This is a genomic window from Clostridium paraputrificum (assembly GCF_900447045.1).
In the GTDB taxonomy this organism is placed as follows: domain Bacteria; phylum Bacillota; class Clostridia; order Clostridiales; family Clostridiaceae; genus Clostridium; species Clostridium paraputrificum.
In genome coordinates this window covers 197,133-218,676 of record NZ_UAWH01000016.1, presented here as the reverse complement: position 1 = coordinate 218,676, position 21,544 = coordinate 197,133, and the positions used below count along the sequence as shown (strand labels likewise).

The window sequence follows — 21,544 nt, the reverse complement described above, 5'->3', positions numbered from 1 at the left end:
TCTTATTTTATAAAACTATAGTATTATATAGGTAAAACATATATAGTATGGAGAATTTTATGAATAAGAGTAAAGAGTTATTAAGTGTAAGATATATAGTATTTATATTTTTAATTTATCAATTGTTTTGTGAAAGTGGAAATGCCAGCTTATTTAGCTTGATTTTTATTTTACTAATTATTATCAATAATAATCTTAGGGTATTTTTTATTGAAAATGAAAAAATAAAAATTATATCCATAGCACTAGAGTTTATACTAATTCCTATTGCTCAATTGAATTTTGGGGGATGGATACTTTTTTACTTAATAGGTGCAATAATTGATGTATTTACATTAAAAAATATTTACATTAAGAGGGGATTTATTATAGTCTCTGCACTAATAGGAATTACAGAAAAATTTAATCAATCCTTTGAAAGTGGTATGGTTAATTTATTTATTTTAGGAGTGTTTATTATACTTCTAAATTATATTGAACGTCTTTATTCAACAAAACTAGAAGCACAAAAGCTTTATGACAAATTAAGAGTTTCAGAAGAAAAATTGATAGAAGCTAACAATGAATTGGAAGGATATGTACAGTCTATAGAAGAAATAACCTTGCTAAAAGAAAGAAATAGAATATCTAGAGAAATACATGATAGTGTAGGACATGCATTGTCTACAGCTATGATACAATTATCTGCTATGGAGGCTATGGGGAAAAAAGAGAAAAGTAGTCTTGGGAAAATGGCAGGAAATTTGAGAGAATTTATAAATGAAAGTTTTCAAGATGTAAAGAAGGCTGTTAAAGAATTAAAACCAGATGAATATGATAACTATCAAGGAGTCTTAAGAATACAAGAAGTTTGTAAAAACTTTAAGAAGATGTCAGGTGTAGATGTTAAGGTTATAGTTTCTAAAGGGGAGTGGAATCTATCTACTAAGCAAGTAAGTAACTTATACAGAATAACACAAGAAGTTTTATCTAATGCATTAAGGCATGGGAAGGCTACTGTAGTAAATATAATTATGAATTTTACTGAAGATGATTTTGTAATATCGTTTAAAGATAATGGCGAAGGAACTGATAAAATTCAAGAAAGTGGAGTTGGATTAAAGAGTATAAGAGAAAGAGTTAATGAAATGAATGGATTAGTAGATATTAAATCATCCATAGGTAATGGATTCTTTGTAAAAATTACAATTCCTAAGGAAAAGGAGATATAGGGGATGGAAAAAATAAAACTTTTAATAGTAGATGATGAAAAGTTAATTAGAGATGGACTTAAGATAATGCTTTCTACTTTTGAGGATATTGAAGTTGTAGATACTTGTGAAAATGGGTTTAAGGCATTAGAAATATGTAAATACAAAGAGATTGATATAGTACTTATGGATATAAGAATGAAAGATTGCGATGGAGTAATGGGGACAAGACTTATTAAGGATCAATTTAATAAGATAAAAGTTATCATACTTACAACATTTAAAGATAAGGAATATATAGATGAAGCTCTTAAATATGGTGCTTTTGGATATATGTTAAAAGATAGTTCTTATGATGTTATTTATGAAGGGGTAAAGACTGCTTATAAAGGGAATATGGTAGTTCATCCAGATGTGGCATCCCAAATGATATTAAAATCTTCAATAATAAAGAATAAGGATATAGAAAGATATAGACTTTCTGAAAAGGAAATAAATATTATTGAAGGAATAGCAAGGGGATTAAGCAATAAAGAAATAGCAGAGGAATTATTTTTATCAGAAGGAACAATAAAAAATAATATAACTAGTATACTATCAAAATTAGAGTTAAGAGATAGAACTCAAATTGCTATATTCGCATTTAAAAATGGAATAATGACTTAAGTCATATAAATAGTGACTTTTATATATAGATAAAACCTCCTAGATTTTCTATTATAGTATTAGGAAATTTAAGGAGGTATTTTTTATGGGAATAATAGAAATTAAAAATATAACTAAGAGATTTAATGATAAATTAGTTTTAGATAATGTTAGCTTTAAGGTTAATGAAGGAGAAATATTTGGATTTATAGGGCCTAATGGAGCTGGTAAATCTACTTTAATTAATATAATGACAACCCTTTTGGTGCCAGATAGTGGGAAAATTAAGATTTGTGGGTATGACATAGTAAAAGAAAGCCTTAAAGCTAAAGCTAATATAGGATATGTACCTCAAGATATAGCTCTATTAGAAGAATTAAGTGCTTATGACAATTTAGAGTTTTTTGGGGCTTTATATGGATTAAAAGGAAAACTTCTAAAGGAAAGAATTAAAGAAGCTTTAGAGGTAACAGGACTTGAAGATAAGAGGAAGCAAAAAGTTAAGAAATTTTCTGGAGGAATGAAGAGAAGATTAAATATAGCTACAGCTATAATGCATCATCCTAAGGTTTTAATTATGGATGAACCAACTGTTGGGGTAGACCCGCAGTCTAGAAATCATATATTTACTTTTACTAAAAAGATATGTAAAGAGTGGGGAACAACAGTTATATATACCTCTCATTACATGGAGGAAGTTGAAGAACTGTGTGAAAGAGTATTTATTATTGACTTAGGGAAGGAAATAGCTTATGGGAATAAGGAAGATATAAAAAGTTCAGTTTTTCCTAATAACAAGGTAATAATTAATGCTTCAAATATTAGTGGTGAAGCCTTACTTAAATTAGAAAATGTAGAAGGAGTATTAAAAGTTCTTGATAATGAAAATTTAATAACATTAACTATAAATAGTAATTTTAAACTTGGAAATGCTCTAAATATCTTAGAAAAAGAAAATGTAGTCATCAAAAAAATAAGTTATGAAGAAGCTAAATTAGAAGATGTATTCCTTACATTAACAGGAAAAAATCTAAGAGACTAAGGGGGAGTGGCAATGAGAATATTATATTATGTAAAAACAACCTTAAAGGGGATGTTCGCCAATGGTTTAGTTACAATTGCCTATTTTGTTTTGTTACCTGTAATACTTGCAGGAGTTATGGGATTTATGAAAAGTAGTACCCATAATAATCCATTAAAATTAAAAAAGGTTATAGTGAGTGTTATGGATGAAGATAAAACAAAGATGTCTCAAAGTTTATTAGATTTTTTAAAGAGTGAAGACATGCAGGAACTAATTACTATAAGTGATGAAGATAGTAATTGTGATTTGATTATTAAAGAAGGATATGAAAAAAACTTAACATCATTAAGTAAAGGAAATATTGTAATAAAGAAAAATAATAATGAAAGGAATACAGCAATTGAAACATTAAAAGTTATATTAGATAAATATCATAAGAGTATGTACGTTGGAATTAGTGGGGGATCTCAGGAAGAATTAGAAGGATTAAAGGATAATAAAGCTGTAGAAAATATAATAATTGATGTGGAAGAAAACATTTCTCCATATAAAATGATGTCCTCATCAATGATAGGTTTTGTGGTAACAATGCTTATATATGGATTAATTGAAGGAAGTTATTCAAAGCAATCAGTAGATTTGTCTAATAAGATTAGATCAACTCCTACAAGTAGACTAGGTTTATTTATAAGTGATTTAGCTACTAATTTTATATATTGTTTTATAATTATGAGTGTTTATGTATTGTTCTTTAGATTTACTAGGGTTAATTTTACTGGGAATATATTTTCTTTAACATTAATTTTAGGAGTAAGTTCTTTATTTATGTCAACTATTAGCATGATGGTTTTTAGTTTATTTGGTCCTAAGTACGGAAAGATTGTAGGGGTAATTATATTTTTGATTCCAATAGCAAGTATGGAAATGTTCTCAGGAGTAGAAAGCATACTATCATCACTTTCTGTTACACATTTAATTATAAAAGTAGTTAATTGGTTTACTCTATATGGAACATTAAAAGGAGTATATAGTTCTATATTAACGCTATTTGGATTATCAGTAATTTTCCTTATAATATCAATTATAAAAGAAAGTATGGTTAAGGAGGTAAGAAGATGCGTTTAATAAGAGTTGTTTTTATTAATATGAAACGACATATAAAAAACCCTTTAATGTGGGCTCTTTCTTTTTTACTTCCAATAATTGTGTTGGTTGGTATGTTTAAGGCTCCAGGTGATATGAGTGGTGGTCATATTGGAGTAATATGTAAGGATAATTCTGCATACTCTCAAGAATTAGTAAATGAGCTAGAGAGTAAATATACAATTAAAGAATATGAAGGAACTCCAGAGGATAATTATGGTGAATTAAGAAAAAATAATGTGGGAGCTATATATGTTATAGAAGATGGTTTTGGAGAAATTCTAAAGTCTGGTAGAACACCAGAAGTAAAAGTATATAAAACAGAAGAGGAAATAGGATCTGTAATTGGAGATGAAATTATAGAGAATTATATAAATAACAAGCTTGAAGAAGAGGTTAAAGAGGGATTAAGTACTAATTATATAGAAACAATTATAGAAGATGATGTAGTGGAAGATGACTCTGACTTTTTAATGGCTTTAATGATGGTATGCTACTTCATGATGATTGGTGGGTCCGTAATAACGGAAGATATAATAAAATTAAGAAATCAGAAAGTATTAAAAAGAACTATATCTACAGCTAATAAGGATTATGAAATTCTAGGAGGAATATTCTTATCCATATTCTTTTTACAGGCTATTTTAAGTACAATTGCATTTCTTATTACTTCTAAAATAGTAGGGCTACATTCATATAATATTCTATCAACAATTTTAGTAATTGTATTATGTAGTTTAATATCTACTACCATTGTAGTATGTGTAACAAGATGGCTTAAGAATCCAATAATTACAAGTTTAGCTACAGTAATATTTGGGCTACTTTGTTTTGGAATTTCTATGGTTAGTATGAATTTAGATAGTTTTGAAAATGTACCTAAAATTATTGAAAAGTTAAGTATTATATCTCCATTTACTTGGATGATAAAAATAGCACAAAACAATCAATATATAGTACCTTCTATAGTGATTATATTTATGTCTTTAGTATTCTTTACAGCAGGTAGTTTTAAATTAAGGGATTATGCAAGGGAGTAATTTCTTTACCTTAAGTATAGAGGAGTGGATATTTGTCTTTCTGTTATGGAACAAGTCAAATAAATATCTACTCCTCTTTTTATAGAAATAATTATGTTTTTAGGTTAGACTAATACTATAAAATCAAAGGAGAAAGAACATGATTAATAAATTTGAAAAATTTAAGTTGAGTAAAGAATTAATTAAGGCATTAGATGCCTTAGAATATAAAGAACCCACTGGAGTTCAAGAAAAGGTAATACCAGAGGTATTGTTTAATAAAGATTTAATTGTAAAATCTCAAACTGGTACTGGTAAAACAGGAGCCTTTGTAATTCCTTTATGTGAAAGAGTAAAATGGGAAGAAAATGATCCGCAAGTTCTAATACTTTCACCTACAAGAGAGTTAGCTATACAAATTGGTGAAGATGTTAAAAATATAGGTAGATATAAAAGAATAAAGGGAGTAAGCGTATATGGAAAATCTCCTTTTAAAGATCAAGCACAAGAGTTAAAAGGGAAAACTCATATAGTAATAGGTACTCCAGGAAGAGTTTTAGATCATATAGATAGAGGAACATTTAATACTTCTAATATAAAATATTTAGTTATAGATGAAGCAGATGAGATGCTTAATATGGGATTTATTAGACAAGTAGAAGGTGTTATAAGAAGAATTCCTAAAAAAAGAGTAACTATGCTTTTCTCTGCAACAATACCTGAAGAGATACGAGAATTATGCTCAAAACACTTAAAAAGACCAGTTAATATTGAAGTTGAAAGTAGCGGATTGGTAGTTGATAGAATTGAAAATATTTTATTTAGAGTAAAGGGAGAGGAAAAGTTAAAATACCTAAGAATGTTACTTGCAAAGGAAAAGCCAGAAACAGCAGTTATATTCTGTAGAACTAAAGAAAATGTAGATGTAGAATATGATTATCTAAAAAGCTTAGGATATTCTGTTGATAAGATTCATGGTGGAATGCTACAGAAGGATAGAATATCCACTATGGAAAGATTTAAAAAGGGTGATTTTAGAATTTTAGTAGCTACAGATATTGCATCAAGGGGAATAGATGTAGAGGGGATAACTCATGTAATAAATATTGATGTACCCTTAGAGAAGGAAGCTTATGTACATAGAATAGGAAGAACTGCAAGAGCAGGTAAAAGTGGTAAGGCAATAACATTTGTAACTCCATATGAAGATAGATTCTTAAATGATATTGAGGAATATATAGGTTTCAAAATTTCAGAAGAGAGTTTAGAAAAAATATTCTTAGATGAGAAACTTTTAGAATCTGAAGAAAGTGTACTAAAGAAGAAGGCTAAAAAGAAGGAAAGTAAGAGTAAAAATATAAATAAGGAAATCACTAAGCTATACTTTAATGGTGGTAAGAAGAAAAAGATTAGAGCTGTAGATTTTGTTGGAACAATATCAAACATTGAAGGAGTAAGCTCAAGTGATATAGGTATCATTGAAATTGGGGATATGGGCTCTTATGTTGAAATATTAAATGGAAAAGGTAAACTAGTTTTAGAGAAGCTTAAGGATAGTACTATTAAAGGAAAAAAGCTAAAGGTGGAAATAGCTAAGAAGAGGTGAGAAGGTAAAAAGGTACTAGGTAATAAGATAAAAAGATAAAAGGGTTAATAAAAATAATAAAAATAATTAAGATTAGGATGAGAAATTGCTTTGCAATTTCTCTTTTTTCATTATCTTTAGTATGGGTGGAATGGATATTTGTTTTCATGTGACTTGGAGCTTTGTGACGGAACAAGCAAAAGAAATATCCACTCCACTTTTTTTATAGGTCTATTTTTGGAAATATGAGAAAAAAGTATTGAAAATGATTATCAATCATGGTATAGTTACTTTGTTAATGAAAACTATTATCAATTAAACTACGAGGTGAAGGCTTATGATGATAAATAAAAGGCTTATAAACTATTGTGAAGAGTCAAAAAAATATATAGTACTAACTGTACTGGCAAATTGGATTTCTCTTTTATGTAATATAGGAATTATATTAATTGTTGGAGATTTTATAGGAAAACTCTTTACGGGGGAGAGCTTAGGAAATAATACTTTGAGATTAATTATCTTAGGAATGCTAATTTTAATAAGAATAGCGGCTAATTTATCTTACGGTCACTTTTCCCACAAAGCTTCTGAAGGAGTAAAGGTAAAACTTAGAGATTGGATTTTTGGAAAGTTAACAAGAATTGGTCTTAATTATAATAAGGTAACATCAACTAGTTCAGTAGTGCAAGTTGCTGTTGAAGGTGTAGAGCAATTAGAAGTTTATTTTGGTAGATATTTACCTCAATTCTTCTATGCATTACTAGCACCAATAACATTATTTATACTATTTTCATTTATATCATTAAAGGCAGCTATAGTTTTCTTAGTGTGTGTTCCTTTAATACCTGTTTCAATTATTGCAATAATGAAAATAGCTAAAAGAATACTTAAGGATTACTGGAATAACTATGCTAACTTAGGCGATACTTTTTTAGAAAATCTTCAAGGTCTTACAACTTTAAAGGTATTTAATATTGATGAAGAAAGACACAAGAAGATGAATGATGAGGCTGAAAACTTTAGAAGAATAACTATGAAGGTTTTAAGTATGCAGCTTAATTCTATAAATGTTATGGATTTAGTTGCTTTTGGTGGTGCAGCATTAGGAAGCATTATAACCCTAAATGCATTTTATAATGGACAAGTTACTTTAGCTGGAACAATAATTATAATACTTTTATCTTCCGAATTCTTTATACCATTAAGACTTTTGGGATCATTTTTCCATATAGCAATGAATGGTATGGCAGCTTGTGATAGAATCTTTAAATTATTAGATTCTGATGAATTAGAAGAAAGAAAAGAAGATTTTACTAAAGAATTAAACCATAAAGCTGATATAGAAGTAGATAATATAACATTTAGCTATGATGGTGAAAGAAATGTAATAAATAATGTTTCAATGAAGTTTGAGAAGGATAAGTTTACTGCTATTGTAGGGGAAAGTGGAAGTGGTAAGAGTACCATAGCATCACTACTTTTAAATACATTTAAAGTTAATGAAGGAAGTATTAAAGTTAATGGGATTGATATAAATAGAATTCCATTGAAGGATTTATATGAAAAGATGGTTATTATATCTACAAATAGTTTCATATTTAATGGAAGTATAAAAGATAATCTATTAATAGGGAAAAAGGATGCTACAGTTGAAGAAATTAATGGAGCATTAGAAGTAGCTAACTTAAAAGAATTTGTAGATTCATTAGATAATGGATTAGATACACAAGTAGGAGAGGGTGGGGCTCTTTTATCTGGAGGCCAAAAGCAAAGATTAGCATTTGCTCGTGCAATACTGTCTGATAGAGAAATACTTATTTTAGATGAAGCAACTTCAAATATTGATGTTGAAAGTGAAGAAATGATTTGGAACTCAGTAGAGAAACTAAGAAATAATAAGACATTAATAGTTATATCTCATAGATTAGCTAATGTTAAGAATGCAGATAGGATTTATCTTTTAGATAAAGGTAACTTAGTTGAAGAGGGAAATCATGAAGAACTTATGAATAAAAAGAATAAATACTTTAATCTTGTATCAATGCAAGAAGAACTAGAAGGAAAGGGCGTGATGTAATGGAAAGAAGATCAGGATTTAAAATAATGAGTAGGCTTATTCTTGAATTAAAGCCATTACTACCTTTTATGTTTATAACTATAACTTTTGGTGTACTTGGGTTTTTAGCAGCTATTGGAATCACATCGTTTGGTGCAGTTGCTATAGGAGAAATGGTTGGAAGTACCTTAGGAGTAGCAATGAAAACTGCTATTTGGATAATGATTATATTTGCTCTTTTAAGAGGGCCACTTAGATATATAGAGCAACTTTCAGGGCACTATATTGCATTTAAAATATTAGTTATCTTAAGGGATAAGGTTTTTACTAAGCTAAGAAAGCTTGCACCTGCAAAACTTGAAAGAATGGGTAAAGGAAATTTAGTATCCTTAATTACAGCTGATATTGAACTTTTAGAAGTTTTTTATGCTCACACTATTGCACCAATATCAATTGCAATAATAACTAATATAATAATTACAATAGTACTTTGTTGGATTAACTTAACACTAGGTATACTAGGAGGAGTATTCTTCTTTATAGTAGGTTTTTGTATACCATATTTTACTTCAAAGTATGGAAAGAAAGCTGGAGAAGAATACAGAAAAGCTTTCGGAGAAGCTAATTCATATCTTTTAGATTCTTTAAGAGGATTAAAGGAAGTACTTATATATAAGGTTTCAGAAGAAAGAGGAGAAGAAATAAGTAAAAGTTCTAAACTTCTAAATACAAAACAAAAGAAAATTAAGTATCATGAAGGACTTATTAGAGCATTATCGGATACAACAATAATGATAGCAATTTTAACCTTTGTATTTGTAGGTGGAGATTTTGTTCAAAATGGAACACTTCCAATGGATCAATATATACTTTCTGTATTTATACTGGCATCATCATTTGGACCAGTTGTTGCTTTAAGTAACCTTTCAAATAACCTTTTACAAACATTTGCTTCAGCAGATAGATTATTTAATCTTTTAGATGAGGAAGCAGTAGTTCAAGATGTTGATGGAAAAGAAGAAGTTAGTAATGTAGATATTTCTTATAAGGATGTTAACTTTGGTTATGAAGGAAGAGAAGAAATACTAAAAGATATTAACTTAAAGATAAAAAAGGGAGATAAGGTAGCTATAATTGGTGAAAGTGGAAGTGGTAAGAGTACACTAGTTAAGCTCCTTATGAGATTCTTCTATGTAAATAGTGGAGAAATATCTATAGGAGATAAGAATGTTAAAGAGATTTCAACATATGGTCTTAGAAAAGTAGAGGCACTAATGAGCCAAGAAACTTATCTTTTCAACGAAACAATTGAAGATAACATTAAGGTAGCTAAATTAGATGCAACGAGAGATGAAGTAATAGAAGCAGCTAAGAAGGCATCAATACATGAGTTTATAGAAACTCTACCTAATGGATATGAAACTAAGGTTGGAGAGTTAGGTGGTAATTTATCATCTGGTGAAAAACAAAGAATTGGACTAGCTAGAGCTTTCTTAAGGGATAGTGAAATAATGATTCTTGATGAGCCAACAAGTAACTTAGATACATTAAATGAAGGGGCTATATTAAAGGCAATTAAGGAAAATTGCAAGGATAAAACAATAATATTAATTACACATAGAAACTCAACAACTTCTATATGTAATAGAACTTTAAAGTTAGAAAATAAAAAGTTAACTGAAGTAATTTAATAAGGAGGATCCTTGAAGCCTAGGGGGGAGTCTAGGCTTCAAGGAAAAATAGATATGAATAAGATAAAGAAATCGCTTTATATAATTGTTGGATTAATATCTTTTGGATTAGGGGCAATTGGAGTGATATTGCCAGTATTACCTACAACACCATTTCTATTATTAGCATCATTTTGTTTTGTTAGGGGTTCTGACAAATTTGATAGGTGGTTTAAAGAAACAAAAATATACAAAAAGCACTTAGAGAATTTTGTGAATAATAGGGCTATGACTTTAAAACAAAAGGTATGTATATTACTATTTGCAGATACTATGATTCTTACAGCTATGTATTTTGTAAATAATCTTCATGCAAGAATTGCAATGGCAGTAGTTATATTGCTCAAGTTATATTATTTTACATTTAAAATTAAGACTATTAAAGTTGTAGGAGAGAATGTAAATGAGTAGAGTAGAAAAGGAAAAAGAAATTGTAGAATTAATGATTAGGCTTTACTGTGAAAAAAATCATAAGTGTAAGGATGAACTTTGCCATGATTGTAAGGAACTTTTAGAATATGCTCATAAAAGATTGAGTTTTTGCAAGTTTGGAGATAAAAAATCATCTTGTAGTAAATGTCCAATTCATTGCTATAAGAAGGATATGAAGGAAAAAATAAAAAAGGTAATGAGATTTTCAGGACCAAGACTTCTAATATATAGACCATTTGAGTATATTAGACATATATTCAAGTGATTTTTTTAGAGGAATAACTGATAATGAAAATCAAGTACAAGTGAACGAGAAACTATACAGAAATTTTGTATAGTTTTTTTGATATTATAAATAAAAATAAGGTTTTTTTAAGAAAGTAAAAGGAGTATATTGGGATATAATGTATACTGAGAGGTGAAGTTATGAAAAAAATAAGTTTTTATTTAGCATCCATAATGTTAGGTGTCTTCTTTATAGGGTGCAATAATTCTAATGATAAAGATGTGAACTCTACTATAACAAAAATTGATAAAACAGAATCTATTTCTGGGGTTGAAGAAATACGCATTGAAAGTGGAGCATCAGAAATTAATTTATACGCATATGATGGAAGCGAAGTAAAGGTAAAAGGTGAACTTGGAGATTATAGCAAAGGTCTTGAAATTAACAAAAGAGGGAATACATTATATATAAAGGAAGAAAGTAAGAAAAATATAGGTGTTAATATTGAACATACAAAGTTAGATATAATGATACCAAAAACTTTTAATGGGAATTTAGATTTTAATCAAGGGGCAGGAAAAGCCGATATTAATAACCTAGACTTAAAAGATATTAATATAGATGGTGGAGCCGGAAAATTAACATTATCTAATATATGTTTTAATCGCTTAGACTTAGATAGTGGAGTAGGGCAAGTTAATATAGAGACAGGAGATAGAAGTGGAGACATTGATATAAATGGAGGCGTTGGAGAGGTAAATGTGGTCATAAAGAAGGTCGGAGGAGATTTAATATATGATGGTGGAGTTGGTAGTTCTAATATTAAGATACCAAAGAATTCACCAATAAGTATTAAATCAGAATCAGGATTAGGATCAATAGAAAATGAAGCAGTTATCTCTGGTAATGGTGACTATATTTTCGATATAAGTGTTGGGGTAGGAAGTATTAGAATATACAATTAATATGGTTAATTATATAACAAAGACTAAGTGGGAAAAATTACAATATAGTAGATTCGAAATATTAGAGTTTAAGAAAAGGTGCCTTAGAGCTATGTTCTAAGACATCTTTTTTAATTTTTTAATAAAATAATTTTAAAAAATATATGTTAAATATAAAACAATGAGTTGTTAAGTACTATATAAGATGATAAAATGACAAATGGACTACTATAAAGCAGAATGAAGTCGAAAATTTAAATGTAAAGCTTTGTTTCAAGTTAATTATAAAATAGGAGGACTTATATGAGTTTATTTAATTTAATTAAACAGACTAAAATATCAAAGGAAGAGTCCCTTTATCCAACTAAACAATGTGTATTCTATTTAGAAGGAAAGGGAGTTAATACTACAGCCCTAGTTAAAAAGGGAGATGAAGTAGTTGTAGGTAGTGTAATTGGTAAAGAAAAAGAAGATTTATCAATACCTGTTTTAAGCTCAGTTAATGGAAGTGTTCTAGAAATAAGAGATACTTATAATACTGATGGTAAAAAGTCAAAAGCAGTAGTTGTTGAAGTAAAAGAAAATACTAAACTTGAAGAAAAGGAAGTTAATATTAACTCTTTATCAAAAGAGGAAATATTAAATAAGATTCAAGAGTTTGGTTTATTAGACGAAGCTGGAGTACCTTTATCATTAAAGTACAGAGCTTTTAGTGGAAATAAGCTATTAGTTAAGAGTTTTAGCTATGAATCAAATATAGCTTATTATGATCTTTTAAACGCTAAGGAAAAGGAAATAAACAAAGCTTTAGAAGTTTTAAACAAGCTATTTGTATCTTTAGAAATAAAGAAAGCTGATAGTAAGAGTGTGTCAAAGAAGACAATTGAGTTAAAGAGAGAAGAACTTATTTCTAAATTCTTTGGTAAAGACGTGAAAAATGAAGAGGTTATAGTTGAAGATATTTTAACATTAGTATATCTTGGAGAATGCTTCTTAAGTGGACAACCTCACTTAGATGAGTATGTTGTTGTTTCAGGTTCTGCTATTAAAGAAAATGTTTTACTTAAGGTTAAACTAGGTACTACTTTAGATGAAGTTTTAGAAAAATTAGGTGGAAGTAAAGAAGAATTAGGTAAGATAGTTGTAGGTGGAGCATTAAGAGGTGTACCTCAATTTAGTGAGGATTCAGCAATATCTTACAATGCTAAGGCTATACTTTTCTTAAATACAAAGGATGCTACAAAGGCAACTGAATCACCATGTATCAGATGTGCAAAATGTTTAAGAGCTTGTCCTGAAGGGCTAAATCCAATAAAGCTTATGGAGCTTTGGGAAAGAGGAGAGAAAGAAGAGTTCTTAAAGTTTGGAGGAAATAAGTGCATAGAGTGTGGTTTATGTAGTTATGTATGTCCGTCTAAGATAGAGGTAGCAAACAAAATTGTTACTGCAAAGGCTTTTATAAAGTAAAAGTTTGGATTTCCTAAAGAAAAAAGATAAGGAGTGAACATTTTGGAGAGAAAAATTAATATTTCACCTGCTCCACATATAAGAAGTAATAATACTGTCAACAAGATAATGATTGATATGATTATTGCATTACTTCCAGCAGCAGGTGCAGGAATATATTTTTATGGAAAAGATGCAGTTAAAATATTAGTTGCATCAACTTTATCAGCATTAGTTATAGAAATGTTATGGAACAAGTTTGTTAAGAAGACTAGTTTTTTAACAGATTTGAGCCCAATAGTTACAGGATTAATGATGGGGCTTATATTACCAACACATGTTCCATTATGGATACCAGTTATAGCTTCAATTTTTGCTATTATTGTAGTTAAGCAATTCTTTGGTGGACTTGGTCAAAACTTCATGCATCCAGTAGCAGCTGCTAAGGCTTTCTTAATAGCTTCATGGGCAGGAGTAATGGCAAAACCTGTAGTAGATACAGTTGCAGCAGCATCAGAGGTTGTTGAAGAAACTGTTACTTTAATGGATCAAATAATTGGTCAAGCTTCAGGAAGCATTGGAGAAACTTCTATTTTAGCTATAGCTGTAGGAGCTTTATACCTTGCTTTAAGAGGAAGAATAAGCTTAAGAGCTCCACTTGCTTTCTTAGTTTCAGGTTATGCTATGAACCTTTACTTAGGTAAGGAAGGATTACTTTCAGGGGCATTCTTCTTTGCAGCAATATTTATGGCAAGTGATTATGCAACTTCACCAATGACTAGAGTTGGTCAATACATATTTGGTATAGGTCTTGGTGTTACAGCATCAGTTATATCTGTACTTGGATATAACCCAGAAGGACCATACTATGCAATCATTATAATGAACTTAGTAGTTCCAATGATTGAATATTTCACTACTAAGAAGTTTAAGAAGGAGGTGGCTTAATAATGAAAGAAAACTTAAAATTAGGTGGTATTTTATTAACTATTACAGTAATAGCTGGTTTACTTTTAGGTTTTGCTAACTCGTTAACTGCTGAAGCCATCTTAGAAAATTCAAAGGTTAGTAAAGAAGATTTAAAGGTTATATTACCTGCTGCTTCATCAATTGCTGATACTGAAGGGGTAGAAACAAATGAAACTATTAATGAAGTATATGATGCATTAGATGGAAGTGGTAATAAAGTAGGTAATGTATTTAAGGTAACAACAAAAGGGTTCCATGGACCTGTAGAATTAGTTATTGCTATTTCAAGCGAAGATAAGGTTACTGGTATGAAGGTTTTAGCTCACTCTGAAACACCAGGTCTTGGAGCTAAAATTACTGAACCTGCTTTTATGGAAAGAATAAAGGATTTACCAATTGCTGAAGATATAGAAATAGTTAAGGTAACTCCATCAAAGGATAATCAAGTTGAAGGTGTGTCAGGAGCTTCTGTATCTTCAAAAGCAGTAGCTACTGCAGTAAATGACGCAATAAGATTCTATAAAGAAAACATTAAGGGAGAAGAGGTAGCACCTAAGGAAGAAGTAGACTCTACTACTAGTGCAACTCAGTAACCTAAAGATAAGGAGGATAAAAATGAACAAGTTAATTGAAAGACTAAAAAACGGTATAATTACTGAAAATCCAATTTTTGTTCAAGTATTAGCTATGTGTCCAACCTTAGCGGTTACAACAAGTGCAGAAAATGCCTTAGGTATGGGACTAGCTTCTACAGTAGTTTTAATATTTTCTAATATGATGATTTCTGCAATAAGAAAGTTTGTACCAGATAAGATAAGAATTCCTGCGTACATCGTAGTTATTGCTTCATTCGTTACAATAGTTGATATGTTAATGCATGGATATGTTCCAGCATTATATAAGTCACTAGGTATATTTATTCCACTTATAGTTGTTAACTGTGTAATATTAGGAAGAGCTGAAGCTTATGCTTCAAAGAACCCAGTAATACCATCAATCTTTGATGCTATAGGTATGGGACTTGGATTTACAGTAGCTCTTTTCTTAATAGGTGCATTTAGAGAAGTAATAGGTGCAGGTCAAATTTTAGGTATGCAAGTAATGCCAGCAAGTTATAAGCCAGCATCAATTATGATTCTTGCTCCAGGTGCTTTCTTCACATTAGGTGGACTAGTTACTTTCTTAAACTATAGAAAGATCAAGAAAGCTAAGAAGAATAACGAGCAAGTTATAGAAATGCAAGCAGGTGGATGCGGAAGCTGTTCTGGATGTGGAAACGGTGGATGTTCTACAAGAAAATAAGTAAAGGTGGAGAAGATAGATGAGTTTATTTTTAATTTTTATTAGTGCTATGCTAGTAAACAACTTCGTACTATCAAAGTTCCTTGGTATTTGTTCATTCTTAGGAGTTTCTAAGAAGAAGGATGCTGCCTTTGGTATGGGGATGGCTGTTACACTAGTTATGGTAGTGGCATCAGTTATGTCATGGTTAGTTTACAATAAGATTTTAGATCCATTAGGGTTAAATTATTTATCAACTATAGCTAACGTACTAGTTATAGCTGCGTTAGTTCAATTTATAGAAATGGCAATGAAGAAGATGATGCCAAGCTTACATAAGGCTCTTGGTGTTTACCTTCCTCTTATTACAACAAACTGTGCAGTTTTAGGTATGGCTTCATTAAATATTCAAGAAAGCTATAACTTATTACAAGCTTTAGTAAATGGTATTGGAGCTGCTGCAGGTTACACTCTTGCAATAGTTTTATTATCATTCATTAGAGAAAGAATTGATAACAACAAGAATATACCAGAAGTTTTAAGAGGTCTTCCAATAACTCTATTTACAGCAGGGTTAATGGCTATAGCATTCTTAGGCTTCCAAGGATTAATTCACTAGGAGGTATTTATAGATGGGTATATTATATGCAGCACTTAGCTTAGGTGCCTTAGGATTAGTTTTTGGTATATTACTAGGATTTGCTTCAAAGAAGTTTGAAGTTAAGGTTGATCCAAAGATTCCAAAGCTTAGAGAATGTCTTCCAAGTGCAAACTGTGGTGGATGTGGATATGCTGGATGTGACGCTTATGCAGAAGCAGTTGCATCTGGTGATGCAAAACCTAACCTTTGTTCTGTTGGTGGTGCGCCAGTTGCAGAAGCATTAGGTGAAGTTTTAGGGGTTTCAGTTGAAACTGGAGCTAAAATGACAGCATTTGTTAAGTGTGCTGGTAACTGTGAAAAAGCTAAACAAAATTATGAATATGAAGGTGTAACCAACTGTCTAGAAGCTTCTCTTTTAGTAGGTGGTGGTGCTAAGAAGTGTTCATATGGATGCTTAGGACTTGCAAGTTGCGTTAATGTATGTGAGTTTGACGCTTTACATATAGTAGATGGTATTGCAAAGGTTGATAAAGAAAAATGTACAATGTGTGGAGCATGTATAGATATTTGTCCAATGGGACTAATTGAAGCTGTTCCATATGATAAGAAGGTAAGAGTTGCTTGTAACTCACAAGATGCTGGTAAGGATGTAAGAAATGCTTGCTCAGCTGGATGTATTGGATGTAAAATTTGTGAAAAGAATTGTCCAAAGGGTGCAGTTAAGGTTGATGGATTCTTAGCTAAGGTTGATTATGAAAACTGTGTTAACTGTAAGATTTGTACAACTAAATGTCCAACTAAGGCAATTTCATTCTTAGAAAATTAATTAAAAAGCTGACATAAGTCAGCTTTTTATCTTTGTGTATATAAATATAGAATATTATGAAAAATATATATATTAAAACTAAGGGAGAATTTATATGAATAGAAGATTAGGAATACAAACAATTGTAGCTATAGGTATAGGTGCTGCTGTGTTTATGATACTTGGAAGGTTTGGAGCAATTCCAACAGGTATACCAAATACAAGCATTGAAACAGCATATGCCTTTCTAGCATTAATGGCAGTTTTATATGGACCTGTTGCAGGTTTTTCAATTGGATTTATAGGGCATACATTAAAGGATTTAACTACATATGGATCACCATGGTTTAGCTGGATTTTAGCTTCAGCAGTAGTTGGATTAGTAATTGGATTTGCATACAAAAGATTAAGCATTAATGATGGTGAATTTAATAAGAAGGATATTATTAGATTCAATATTTATCAAATAATAGGAAATGCTATAGCTTGGCTTTTAGTAGCTCCAGGATTAGATGTTCTTGCTTATGCAGAACCAGCTAATAAAGTATTTGTTCAAGGAGCAGTTGCTTTTGTTTCAAATGGACTTACTGTTGGGATAATAGGATCATTATTAATTTATGCTTACTCAAAGACAAGAACTAAAAAGGGAAGCCTAAGTAAAGAATAAATAAGATAAAAGAGATGAAAAAAGTTGAGAAAGAGACTGCTTTCGCAGTTTCTTTCTTTTTTATGTAAGAAGATAAGAAGTTATAGGAAAAATATAAATATAACAATATATAAATATATAAATATATAAATATATAAATATATAAATATATAAATATATAAATATTGGTAGAGAGGAAGCGTAGTAAAAGGATAAGAAAGTTATCTTTAACTTTTCGCTAATTAGGAGAGTGTATTGAAAAGGTTTGAAAAAATAAAAAATGATAAAACAATAATTGAAGTATATAATAAAATTTCTGAATATGAAGATCTAGATAAAGGATGGGCACATCATAATCTTGATCATGTTAAAAATGTAGCTAAATTAGTTGAGTCCTTACTTAGTGAATTGGGTTATGATGATAGCTTTATAGAAGAAGCTAAAATAGCAGCCTTATTACATGATACTGGTGCAATAGAGGGAAAAAATAATCATTCATTAAGAAGTTATGAATTTGCAAAAAAGTACTTTGAGAAAAATAATATTATATTAAAAAATAAAGATTTAGTTTTAGAGGCTATAAAGATTCATAGTGATGGATTTAATAGTGATAATATTATTGCTTTAGCTCTCATTTTAAGTGACAAACTAGATATAAAATACACTAGAGTTGCTAAAGAAGGATATAAAGTAAAAGGAATGAAGGAGTTGCAGTATATCACAAATATCTTTATTGAAATTAATAATAAAAATATAGAAATCAAATTTATTTGCCATGAGAAGATTAATAAAAATGAATTAGAAGGATTTTATTTTATGGAAAAAGTTTTTAAAGCAATAATGGCTTTTTCAAAAAAGATGAATTTAAATCCCAGGGTACTATTTAATAATGAAGAATGGGAAAAGTTTCATATGATACAATTATTATATGAATAGAAATTAAATGGGGGGATCTTAATGATTAACTATAAGGAAATTAATTCATCAATGATTGAAGCTATAAAAGATATTTATAGAAAAGAATCTTGGAATGCTTATTTAAAAGATGATGAAAAACTAATAAGAGCATTTGATAATTCATTATATACTATAGGAGCATTTGATGATTGTAAACTTGTTGGTTTTATTAGATGTGTTGGAGATGGAGAGCATGTTTTAATAGTGCAGGATTTAATTGTTGAGCCAGAATATCAACAGCGTAAAATTGGAACATATCTTTTTAAAACTATAATAAAAAAGTATTCCGAAGTAAGAATGTTCATGGTTGTAACTGATATAGAAGACGTAGTAGATAATAAATTCTATAGATCATTCAATCTTAAGAAATTAGAGGATATGAATATGATTGGGTATATTAGATAAATTCCTATTTAAATTTTGCAGAGGAGATAAAAATGTTTATAAGACGATATGAAGCATTAGATTGTAAATATTTAGCGGAATTATTTTATAATACGGTACATTCTATTAATGCAAAAGATTATAGTTTGGAGCAGTTAAATGTATGGGCAACGGGAAGTGTAGATTTAGAAAAATGGAATCAATCTTTATTATCACATTTTTCAGTTGTCGCAGTTGAAAATGGGATTATAGTTGGTTTTGGTGATATAGATTTCACAGGATATCTGGATAGATTATATGTCCATAAGGATTATCAAAATCAAGGTATTGCTACTGCAATTTGTGACGAATTGGAATGCAATTTTAATGAGAGCAAAGTAAGTACCCATGCTTCAATTACGGCAAGGCCATTTTTTGAAAAACGAGGATACAAAGTTATTAAGAAACAGAATGTGGAAAGAAGTGGGGTTGTGCTACAAAATTATATTATGGAGAAATAATCAAATTCCAATTTATCTAATAGATTAAATTTAGAGATAAAAAAGAATTTGTAGAAATGATATATTCAAAAATGAAACTCACTACCTACATTCCATTTTAGGAGTAACTTCAACTGATTAAATCAAACAAGTAGAGTGTTAGTTATATATAAGTATTGCTTTGAAATAAAAAATATAATGAAAAATTCTTTTGAAAATATTGTCGAATAGTATATAATATTATAGACAAAATGTACAAAGGAGAATGGAATGAAGAAACCAGTAATAGAGTTCAAAGATTTTAGCTTTCAATATAGAGTTCAAGCTAAACCAACATTGAATAATATTAATTTAACTATATATGAAGGTGAGAAGGTACTTATTGTTGGACCATCTGGTTCTGGAAAGAGTACTATTTCTAATTGTATTAATGGATTAGTACCATTTTTATATGAAGGAGATATAAGTGGAAGTTTAAAGATAAATGGAAAAGAAACAAGGGATATGAGTATAGCAGAAATATCAAATTCAGTTGGAACTGTGCTTCAGGATCCTGATAGTCAATTTATAGGTTTGACAGTTGCAGAAGACATAGCTTTTAAGCTAGAAAATAATTGTGTAGATGTAGACATAATGAAGGAGAAAGTAACCATAGTTTCTAAAATAGTAGGAATTGATACTCACTTAGATTCATCGCCTCAGCGTTTATCAGGTGGACAAAAGCAAAGAGTTTCTCTTGCAGGGGTAATGGTAGATGAGGTTAATATCTTATTGTTTGATGAACCTCTTGCAAGTCTTGACCCTGCTACAGGAAAGAATGCTATAGATCTTATAGATAAAATAAAAAATGATAGTAATAAAACTATAGTGATTATAGAACATCGTCTTGAGGATGTTTTATATAGAAATGTAGATAGAGTAATAGTAGTTAACAATGGAGAAATAGTAAAGGATACTACGCCAGGAGAACTGTTAGCTACAGAAATTTTAAAAGAATGTGGAATTCGTGAACCGCTTTATATAACAGCATTAAAATATGCAGGTTGTAAACTAGATGAAGATATGAATTTAGAAAATATAGATGAAATTAACTTAAATTCCTTAAGTGGGGCTCTTAAATCATGGGCTGATGGAGTAGTTAATGAAGAAGTTAAAGAATTTGTGACACCTTTACTAGAGTTAAAGAATGTTAATTTTGAATACTCTAAAAATAAAAAGGTTTTAAAGGATGTTTCTTTTAAAATTAACAAGGGTGAGATGGTAAGCATAGTTGGTAGAAATGGAGCAGGTAAATCAACTATATCTAGACTTATTTGTGGTTTCTATCGCCCAACATCAGGAGAAATACTATTTGAAGGGAATAATCTTAAAAGTAGTACTATAAAAGAAAGAGCAGAGAAAATAGGTTTAGTAATGCAAAATCCTAATCAAATGATATCTAAAACCATGATATTTGATGAAGTGGCTTTAGGATTACAAATTAGAGGGATTTCAGAAGATGAAACTAAGAGAAGAGTATATGAAGCCTTGCAAATATGTGGATTATATGAATTTAGAAATTGGCCTATATCTGCATTAAGCTTTGGGCAAAAGAAGAGAGTAACTATTGCATCTATATTAGTACTAAACCCAGAATTAATAATATTAGATGAACCTACAGCAGGACAAGATTTTAAGCATTATACAGAAATAATGGAGTTCTTAAAAGAGCTTAATAAAAAAGGTGTAACTATAGTTATGATAACTCATGATATGCATCTTATGCTTGAATATACAGATAGATCCATAGTTTTATCAGATGGGGAGAAGATTGCAGAAGATAAAGCTTTTCGTATTTTAACTGATAATGAAGTTATAGAAAGAGCAAACTTGAAAGAAACATCTCTGTATCAGCTTGCTTTAAAAGCAAATTTAGCTAATCCAAGAGAATTTGTAAATAAGTTCATTGACTATGATAGGAGGACTCGAGAAAGTGAATAATG

General features: G+C 29.7%; 22 protein-coding genes. All 22 read left to right on the top strand.

Annotated features, from left to right (window positions below; all coding sequences use genetic code 11):
• Window positions 1-59: 59 nt before the first annotated feature.
• Window positions 60-1,211: a sensor histidine kinase gene (locus DR024_RS14365; RefSeq protein ID WP_027097371.1), complete on the top strand. Its 1,152-nt coding sequence runs from the start codon at window positions 60-62 to the stop codon at window positions 1,209-1,211.
• A 3-nt stretch (window positions 1,212-1,214) separates the two neighbouring features.
• Complete coding sequence (locus DR024_RS14360; protein WP_027097372.1) at window positions 1,215-1,856, top strand: response regulator transcription factor; 642 nt, start codon at window positions 1,215-1,217, stop codon at window positions 1,854-1,856.
• Window positions 1,857-1,941: 85 nt separating this feature from the next.
• Window positions 1,942-2,877 carry an ABC transporter ATP-binding protein gene (locus tag DR024_RS14355; protein ID WP_027097373.1) on the top strand — a complete coding sequence of 312 codons (936 nt, stop codon included), beginning with the start codon at window positions 1,942-1,944 and terminating at the stop codon, window positions 2,875-2,877.
• A 12-nt stretch (window positions 2,878-2,889) separates the two neighbouring features.
• Window positions 2,890-3,984: an ABC transporter permease gene (locus DR024_RS14350; protein ID WP_111919060.1), complete on the top strand. Its 1,095-nt coding sequence runs from the start codon at window positions 2,890-2,892 to the stop codon at window positions 3,982-3,984.
• Complete coding sequence (locus tag DR024_RS14345) at window positions 3,975-5,042, top strand: ABC transporter permease (RefSeq protein ID WP_111919058.1); 1,068 nt, start codon at window positions 3,975-3,977, stop codon at window positions 5,040-5,042. The genes DR024_RS14350 and DR024_RS14345 overlap by 10 nt, the downstream gene beginning before the upstream one ends.
• Before the next feature lie 139 nt (window positions 5,043-5,181).
• Window positions 5,182-6,627: a DEAD/DEAH box helicase gene (locus DR024_RS14340; protein ID WP_111919056.1), complete on the top strand. Its 1,446-nt coding sequence runs from the start codon at window positions 5,182-5,184 to the stop codon at window positions 6,625-6,627.
• Between the two features lie 316 nt (window positions 6,628-6,943).
• Window positions 6,944-8,683: an ABC transporter ATP-binding protein/permease gene (locus DR024_RS14335; RefSeq protein WP_111919054.1), complete on the top strand. Its 1,740-nt coding sequence runs from the start codon at window positions 6,944-6,946 to the stop codon at window positions 8,681-8,683.
• Window positions 8,683-10,353, top strand: coding sequence for a thiol reductant ABC exporter subunit CydC (gene cydC / locus DR024_RS14330; RefSeq protein WP_111919052.1), 1,671 nt, complete (start codon window positions 8,683-8,685; stop codon window positions 10,351-10,353). Before DR024_RS14335 ends, cydC begins: the two co-directional genes overlap by 1 nt.
• A gap of 54 nt (window positions 10,354-10,407) precedes the next feature.
• Complete coding sequence (locus DR024_RS14325; protein ID WP_111919092.1) at window positions 10,408-10,803, top strand: YbaN family protein; 396 nt, start codon at window positions 10,408-10,410, stop codon at window positions 10,801-10,803.
• The gene (locus DR024_RS14320; protein ID WP_111919050.1) at window positions 10,796-11,089 is read left to right on the top strand and encodes a nitrous oxide-stimulated promoter family protein; all 294 of its coding nucleotides are present in this window, start codon (window positions 10,796-10,798) and stop codon (window positions 11,087-11,089) included. The genes DR024_RS14325 and DR024_RS14320 overlap by 8 nt, the downstream gene beginning before the upstream one ends.
• Window positions 11,090-11,250: 161 nt before the next feature.
• Window positions 11,251-12,015, top strand: a complete 765-nt coding sequence (locus DR024_RS14315) for a DUF4097 family beta strand repeat-containing protein (protein ID WP_111919048.1) — start codon at window positions 11,251-11,253, stop codon at window positions 12,013-12,015.
• Between the two features lie 282 nt (window positions 12,016-12,297).
• On the top strand, window positions 12,298-13,461 hold the full coding sequence (locus DR024_RS14310; protein ID WP_111919046.1) for a 4Fe-4S dicluster domain-containing protein: 1,164 nt from the start codon (window positions 12,298-12,300) through the stop codon (window positions 13,459-13,461).
• A gap of 42 nt (window positions 13,462-13,503) precedes the next feature.
• Window positions 13,504-14,388: an RnfABCDGE type electron transport complex subunit D gene (locus DR024_RS14305; protein WP_111919044.1), complete on the top strand. Its 885-nt coding sequence runs from the start codon at window positions 13,504-13,506 to the stop codon at window positions 14,386-14,388.
• 2 nt (window positions 14,389-14,390) lie between these two features.
• Window positions 14,391-15,002: an RnfABCDGE type electron transport complex subunit G gene (locus tag DR024_RS14300; protein WP_027097383.1), complete on the top strand. Its 612-nt coding sequence runs from the start codon at window positions 14,391-14,393 to the stop codon at window positions 15,000-15,002.
• Window positions 15,003-15,024: 22 nt separating this feature from the next.
• On the top strand, window positions 15,025-15,711 hold the full coding sequence (locus tag DR024_RS14295; protein WP_027097384.1) for an RnfABCDGE type electron transport complex subunit E: 687 nt from the start codon (window positions 15,025-15,027) through the stop codon (window positions 15,709-15,711).
• Between the two features lie 19 nt (window positions 15,712-15,730).
• Window positions 15,731-16,309: an electron transport complex protein RnfA gene (locus DR024_RS14290; RefSeq protein ID WP_027097385.1), complete on the top strand. Its 579-nt coding sequence runs from the start codon at window positions 15,731-15,733 to the stop codon at window positions 16,307-16,309.
• Window positions 16,310-16,322: 13 nt separating this feature from the next.
• Window positions 16,323-17,117: an RnfABCDGE type electron transport complex subunit B gene (locus tag DR024_RS14285; protein WP_049180260.1), complete on the top strand. Its 795-nt coding sequence runs from the start codon at window positions 16,323-16,325 to the stop codon at window positions 17,115-17,117.
• Between the two features lie 94 nt (window positions 17,118-17,211).
• Window positions 17,212-17,763, top strand: coding sequence for an ECF-type riboflavin transporter substrate-binding protein (locus DR024_RS14280; RefSeq protein ID WP_111919042.1), 552 nt, complete (start codon window positions 17,212-17,214; stop codon window positions 17,761-17,763).
• 234 nt (window positions 17,764-17,997) lie between these two features.
• Entirely contained in the window at window positions 17,998-18,678 is a 681-nt protein-coding gene (locus DR024_RS14275; protein ID WP_027097388.1) for an HD domain-containing protein, read from the top strand.
• 21 nt (window positions 18,679-18,699) lie between these two features.
• The gene (locus tag DR024_RS14270; protein ID WP_027097389.1) at window positions 18,700-19,104 is read left to right on the top strand and encodes a GNAT family N-acetyltransferase; all 405 of its coding nucleotides are present in this window, start codon (window positions 18,700-18,702) and stop codon (window positions 19,102-19,104) included.
• A gap of 32 nt (window positions 19,105-19,136) precedes the next feature.
• Window positions 19,137-19,583 (top strand): GNAT family N-acetyltransferase, encoded by a 447-nt coding sequence (locus tag DR024_RS14265; protein WP_055185215.1) that lies wholly within the window; start codon window positions 19,137-19,139, stop codon window positions 19,581-19,583.
• 249 nt (window positions 19,584-19,832) lie between these two features.
• The gene (locus tag DR024_RS14260; RefSeq protein ID WP_027097390.1) at window positions 19,833-21,542 is read left to right on the top strand and encodes an ABC transporter ATP-binding protein; all 1,710 of its coding nucleotides are present in this window, start codon (window positions 19,833-19,835) and stop codon (window positions 21,540-21,542) included.
• Window positions 21,543-21,544 lie beyond the last annotated feature (2 nt).

Bases quoted from the DNA above. Each gene is read 5' to 3' on its own strand.
- DR024_RS14365 (WP_027097371.1), top strand. From the start codon at position 60: ATGAATAAGAGTAAAGAGTTATTAAGTGTAAGATATATAGTATTTATA.
- DR024_RS14360 (WP_027097372.1), top strand. From the start codon at position 1,215: ATGGAAAAAATAAAACTTTTAATAGTAGATGATGAAAAGTTAATTAGA.
- DR024_RS14355 (WP_027097373.1), top strand. From the start codon at position 1,942: ATGGGAATAATAGAAATTAAAAATATAACTAAGAGATTTAATGATAAA.
- DR024_RS14350 (WP_111919060.1), top strand. From the start codon at position 2,890: ATGAGAATATTATATTATGTAAAAACAACCTTAAAGGGGATGTTCGCC.
- DR024_RS14345 (WP_111919058.1), top strand. From the start codon at position 3,975: ATGCGTTTAATAAGAGTTGTTTTTATTAATATGAAACGACATATAAAA.
- DR024_RS14340 (WP_111919056.1), top strand. From the start codon at position 5,182: ATGATTAATAAATTTGAAAAATTTAAGTTGAGTAAAGAATTAATTAAG.
- DR024_RS14335 (WP_111919054.1), top strand. From the start codon at position 6,944: ATGATGATAAATAAAAGGCTTATAAACTATTGTGAAGAGTCAAAAAAA.
- cydC (WP_111919052.1), top strand. From the start codon at position 8,683: ATGGAAAGAAGATCAGGATTTAAAATAATGAGTAGGCTTATTCTTGAA.
- DR024_RS14325 (WP_111919092.1), top strand. From the start codon at position 10,408: ATGAATAAGATAAAGAAATCGCTTTATATAATTGTTGGATTAATATCT.
- DR024_RS14320 (WP_111919050.1), top strand. From the start codon at position 10,796: ATGAGTAGAGTAGAAAAGGAAAAAGAAATTGTAGAATTAATGATTAGG.
- DR024_RS14315 (WP_111919048.1), top strand. From the start codon at position 11,251: ATGAAAAAAATAAGTTTTTATTTAGCATCCATAATGTTAGGTGTCTTC.
- DR024_RS14310 (WP_111919046.1), top strand. From the start codon at position 12,298: ATGAGTTTATTTAATTTAATTAAACAGACTAAAATATCAAAGGAAGAG.
- DR024_RS14300 (WP_027097383.1), top strand. From the start codon at position 14,391: ATGAAAGAAAACTTAAAATTAGGTGGTATTTTATTAACTATTACAGTA.
- DR024_RS14295 (WP_027097384.1), top strand. From the start codon at position 15,025: ATGAACAAGTTAATTGAAAGACTAAAAAACGGTATAATTACTGAAAAT.
- DR024_RS14290 (WP_027097385.1), top strand. From the start codon at position 15,731: ATGAGTTTATTTTTAATTTTTATTAGTGCTATGCTAGTAAACAACTTC.
- DR024_RS14285 (WP_049180260.1), top strand. From the start codon at position 16,323: ATGGGTATATTATATGCAGCACTTAGCTTAGGTGCCTTAGGATTAGTT.
- DR024_RS14280 (WP_111919042.1), top strand. From the start codon at position 17,212: ATGAATAGAAGATTAGGAATACAAACAATTGTAGCTATAGGTATAGGT.
- DR024_RS14270 (WP_027097389.1), top strand. From the start codon at position 18,700: ATGATTAACTATAAGGAAATTAATTCATCAATGATTGAAGCTATAAAA.
- DR024_RS14265 (WP_055185215.1), top strand. From the start codon at position 19,137: ATGTTTATAAGACGATATGAAGCATTAGATTGTAAATATTTAGCGGAA.
- DR024_RS14260 (WP_027097390.1), top strand. From the start codon at position 19,833: ATGAAGAAACCAGTAATAGAGTTCAAAGATTTTAGCTTTCAATATAGA.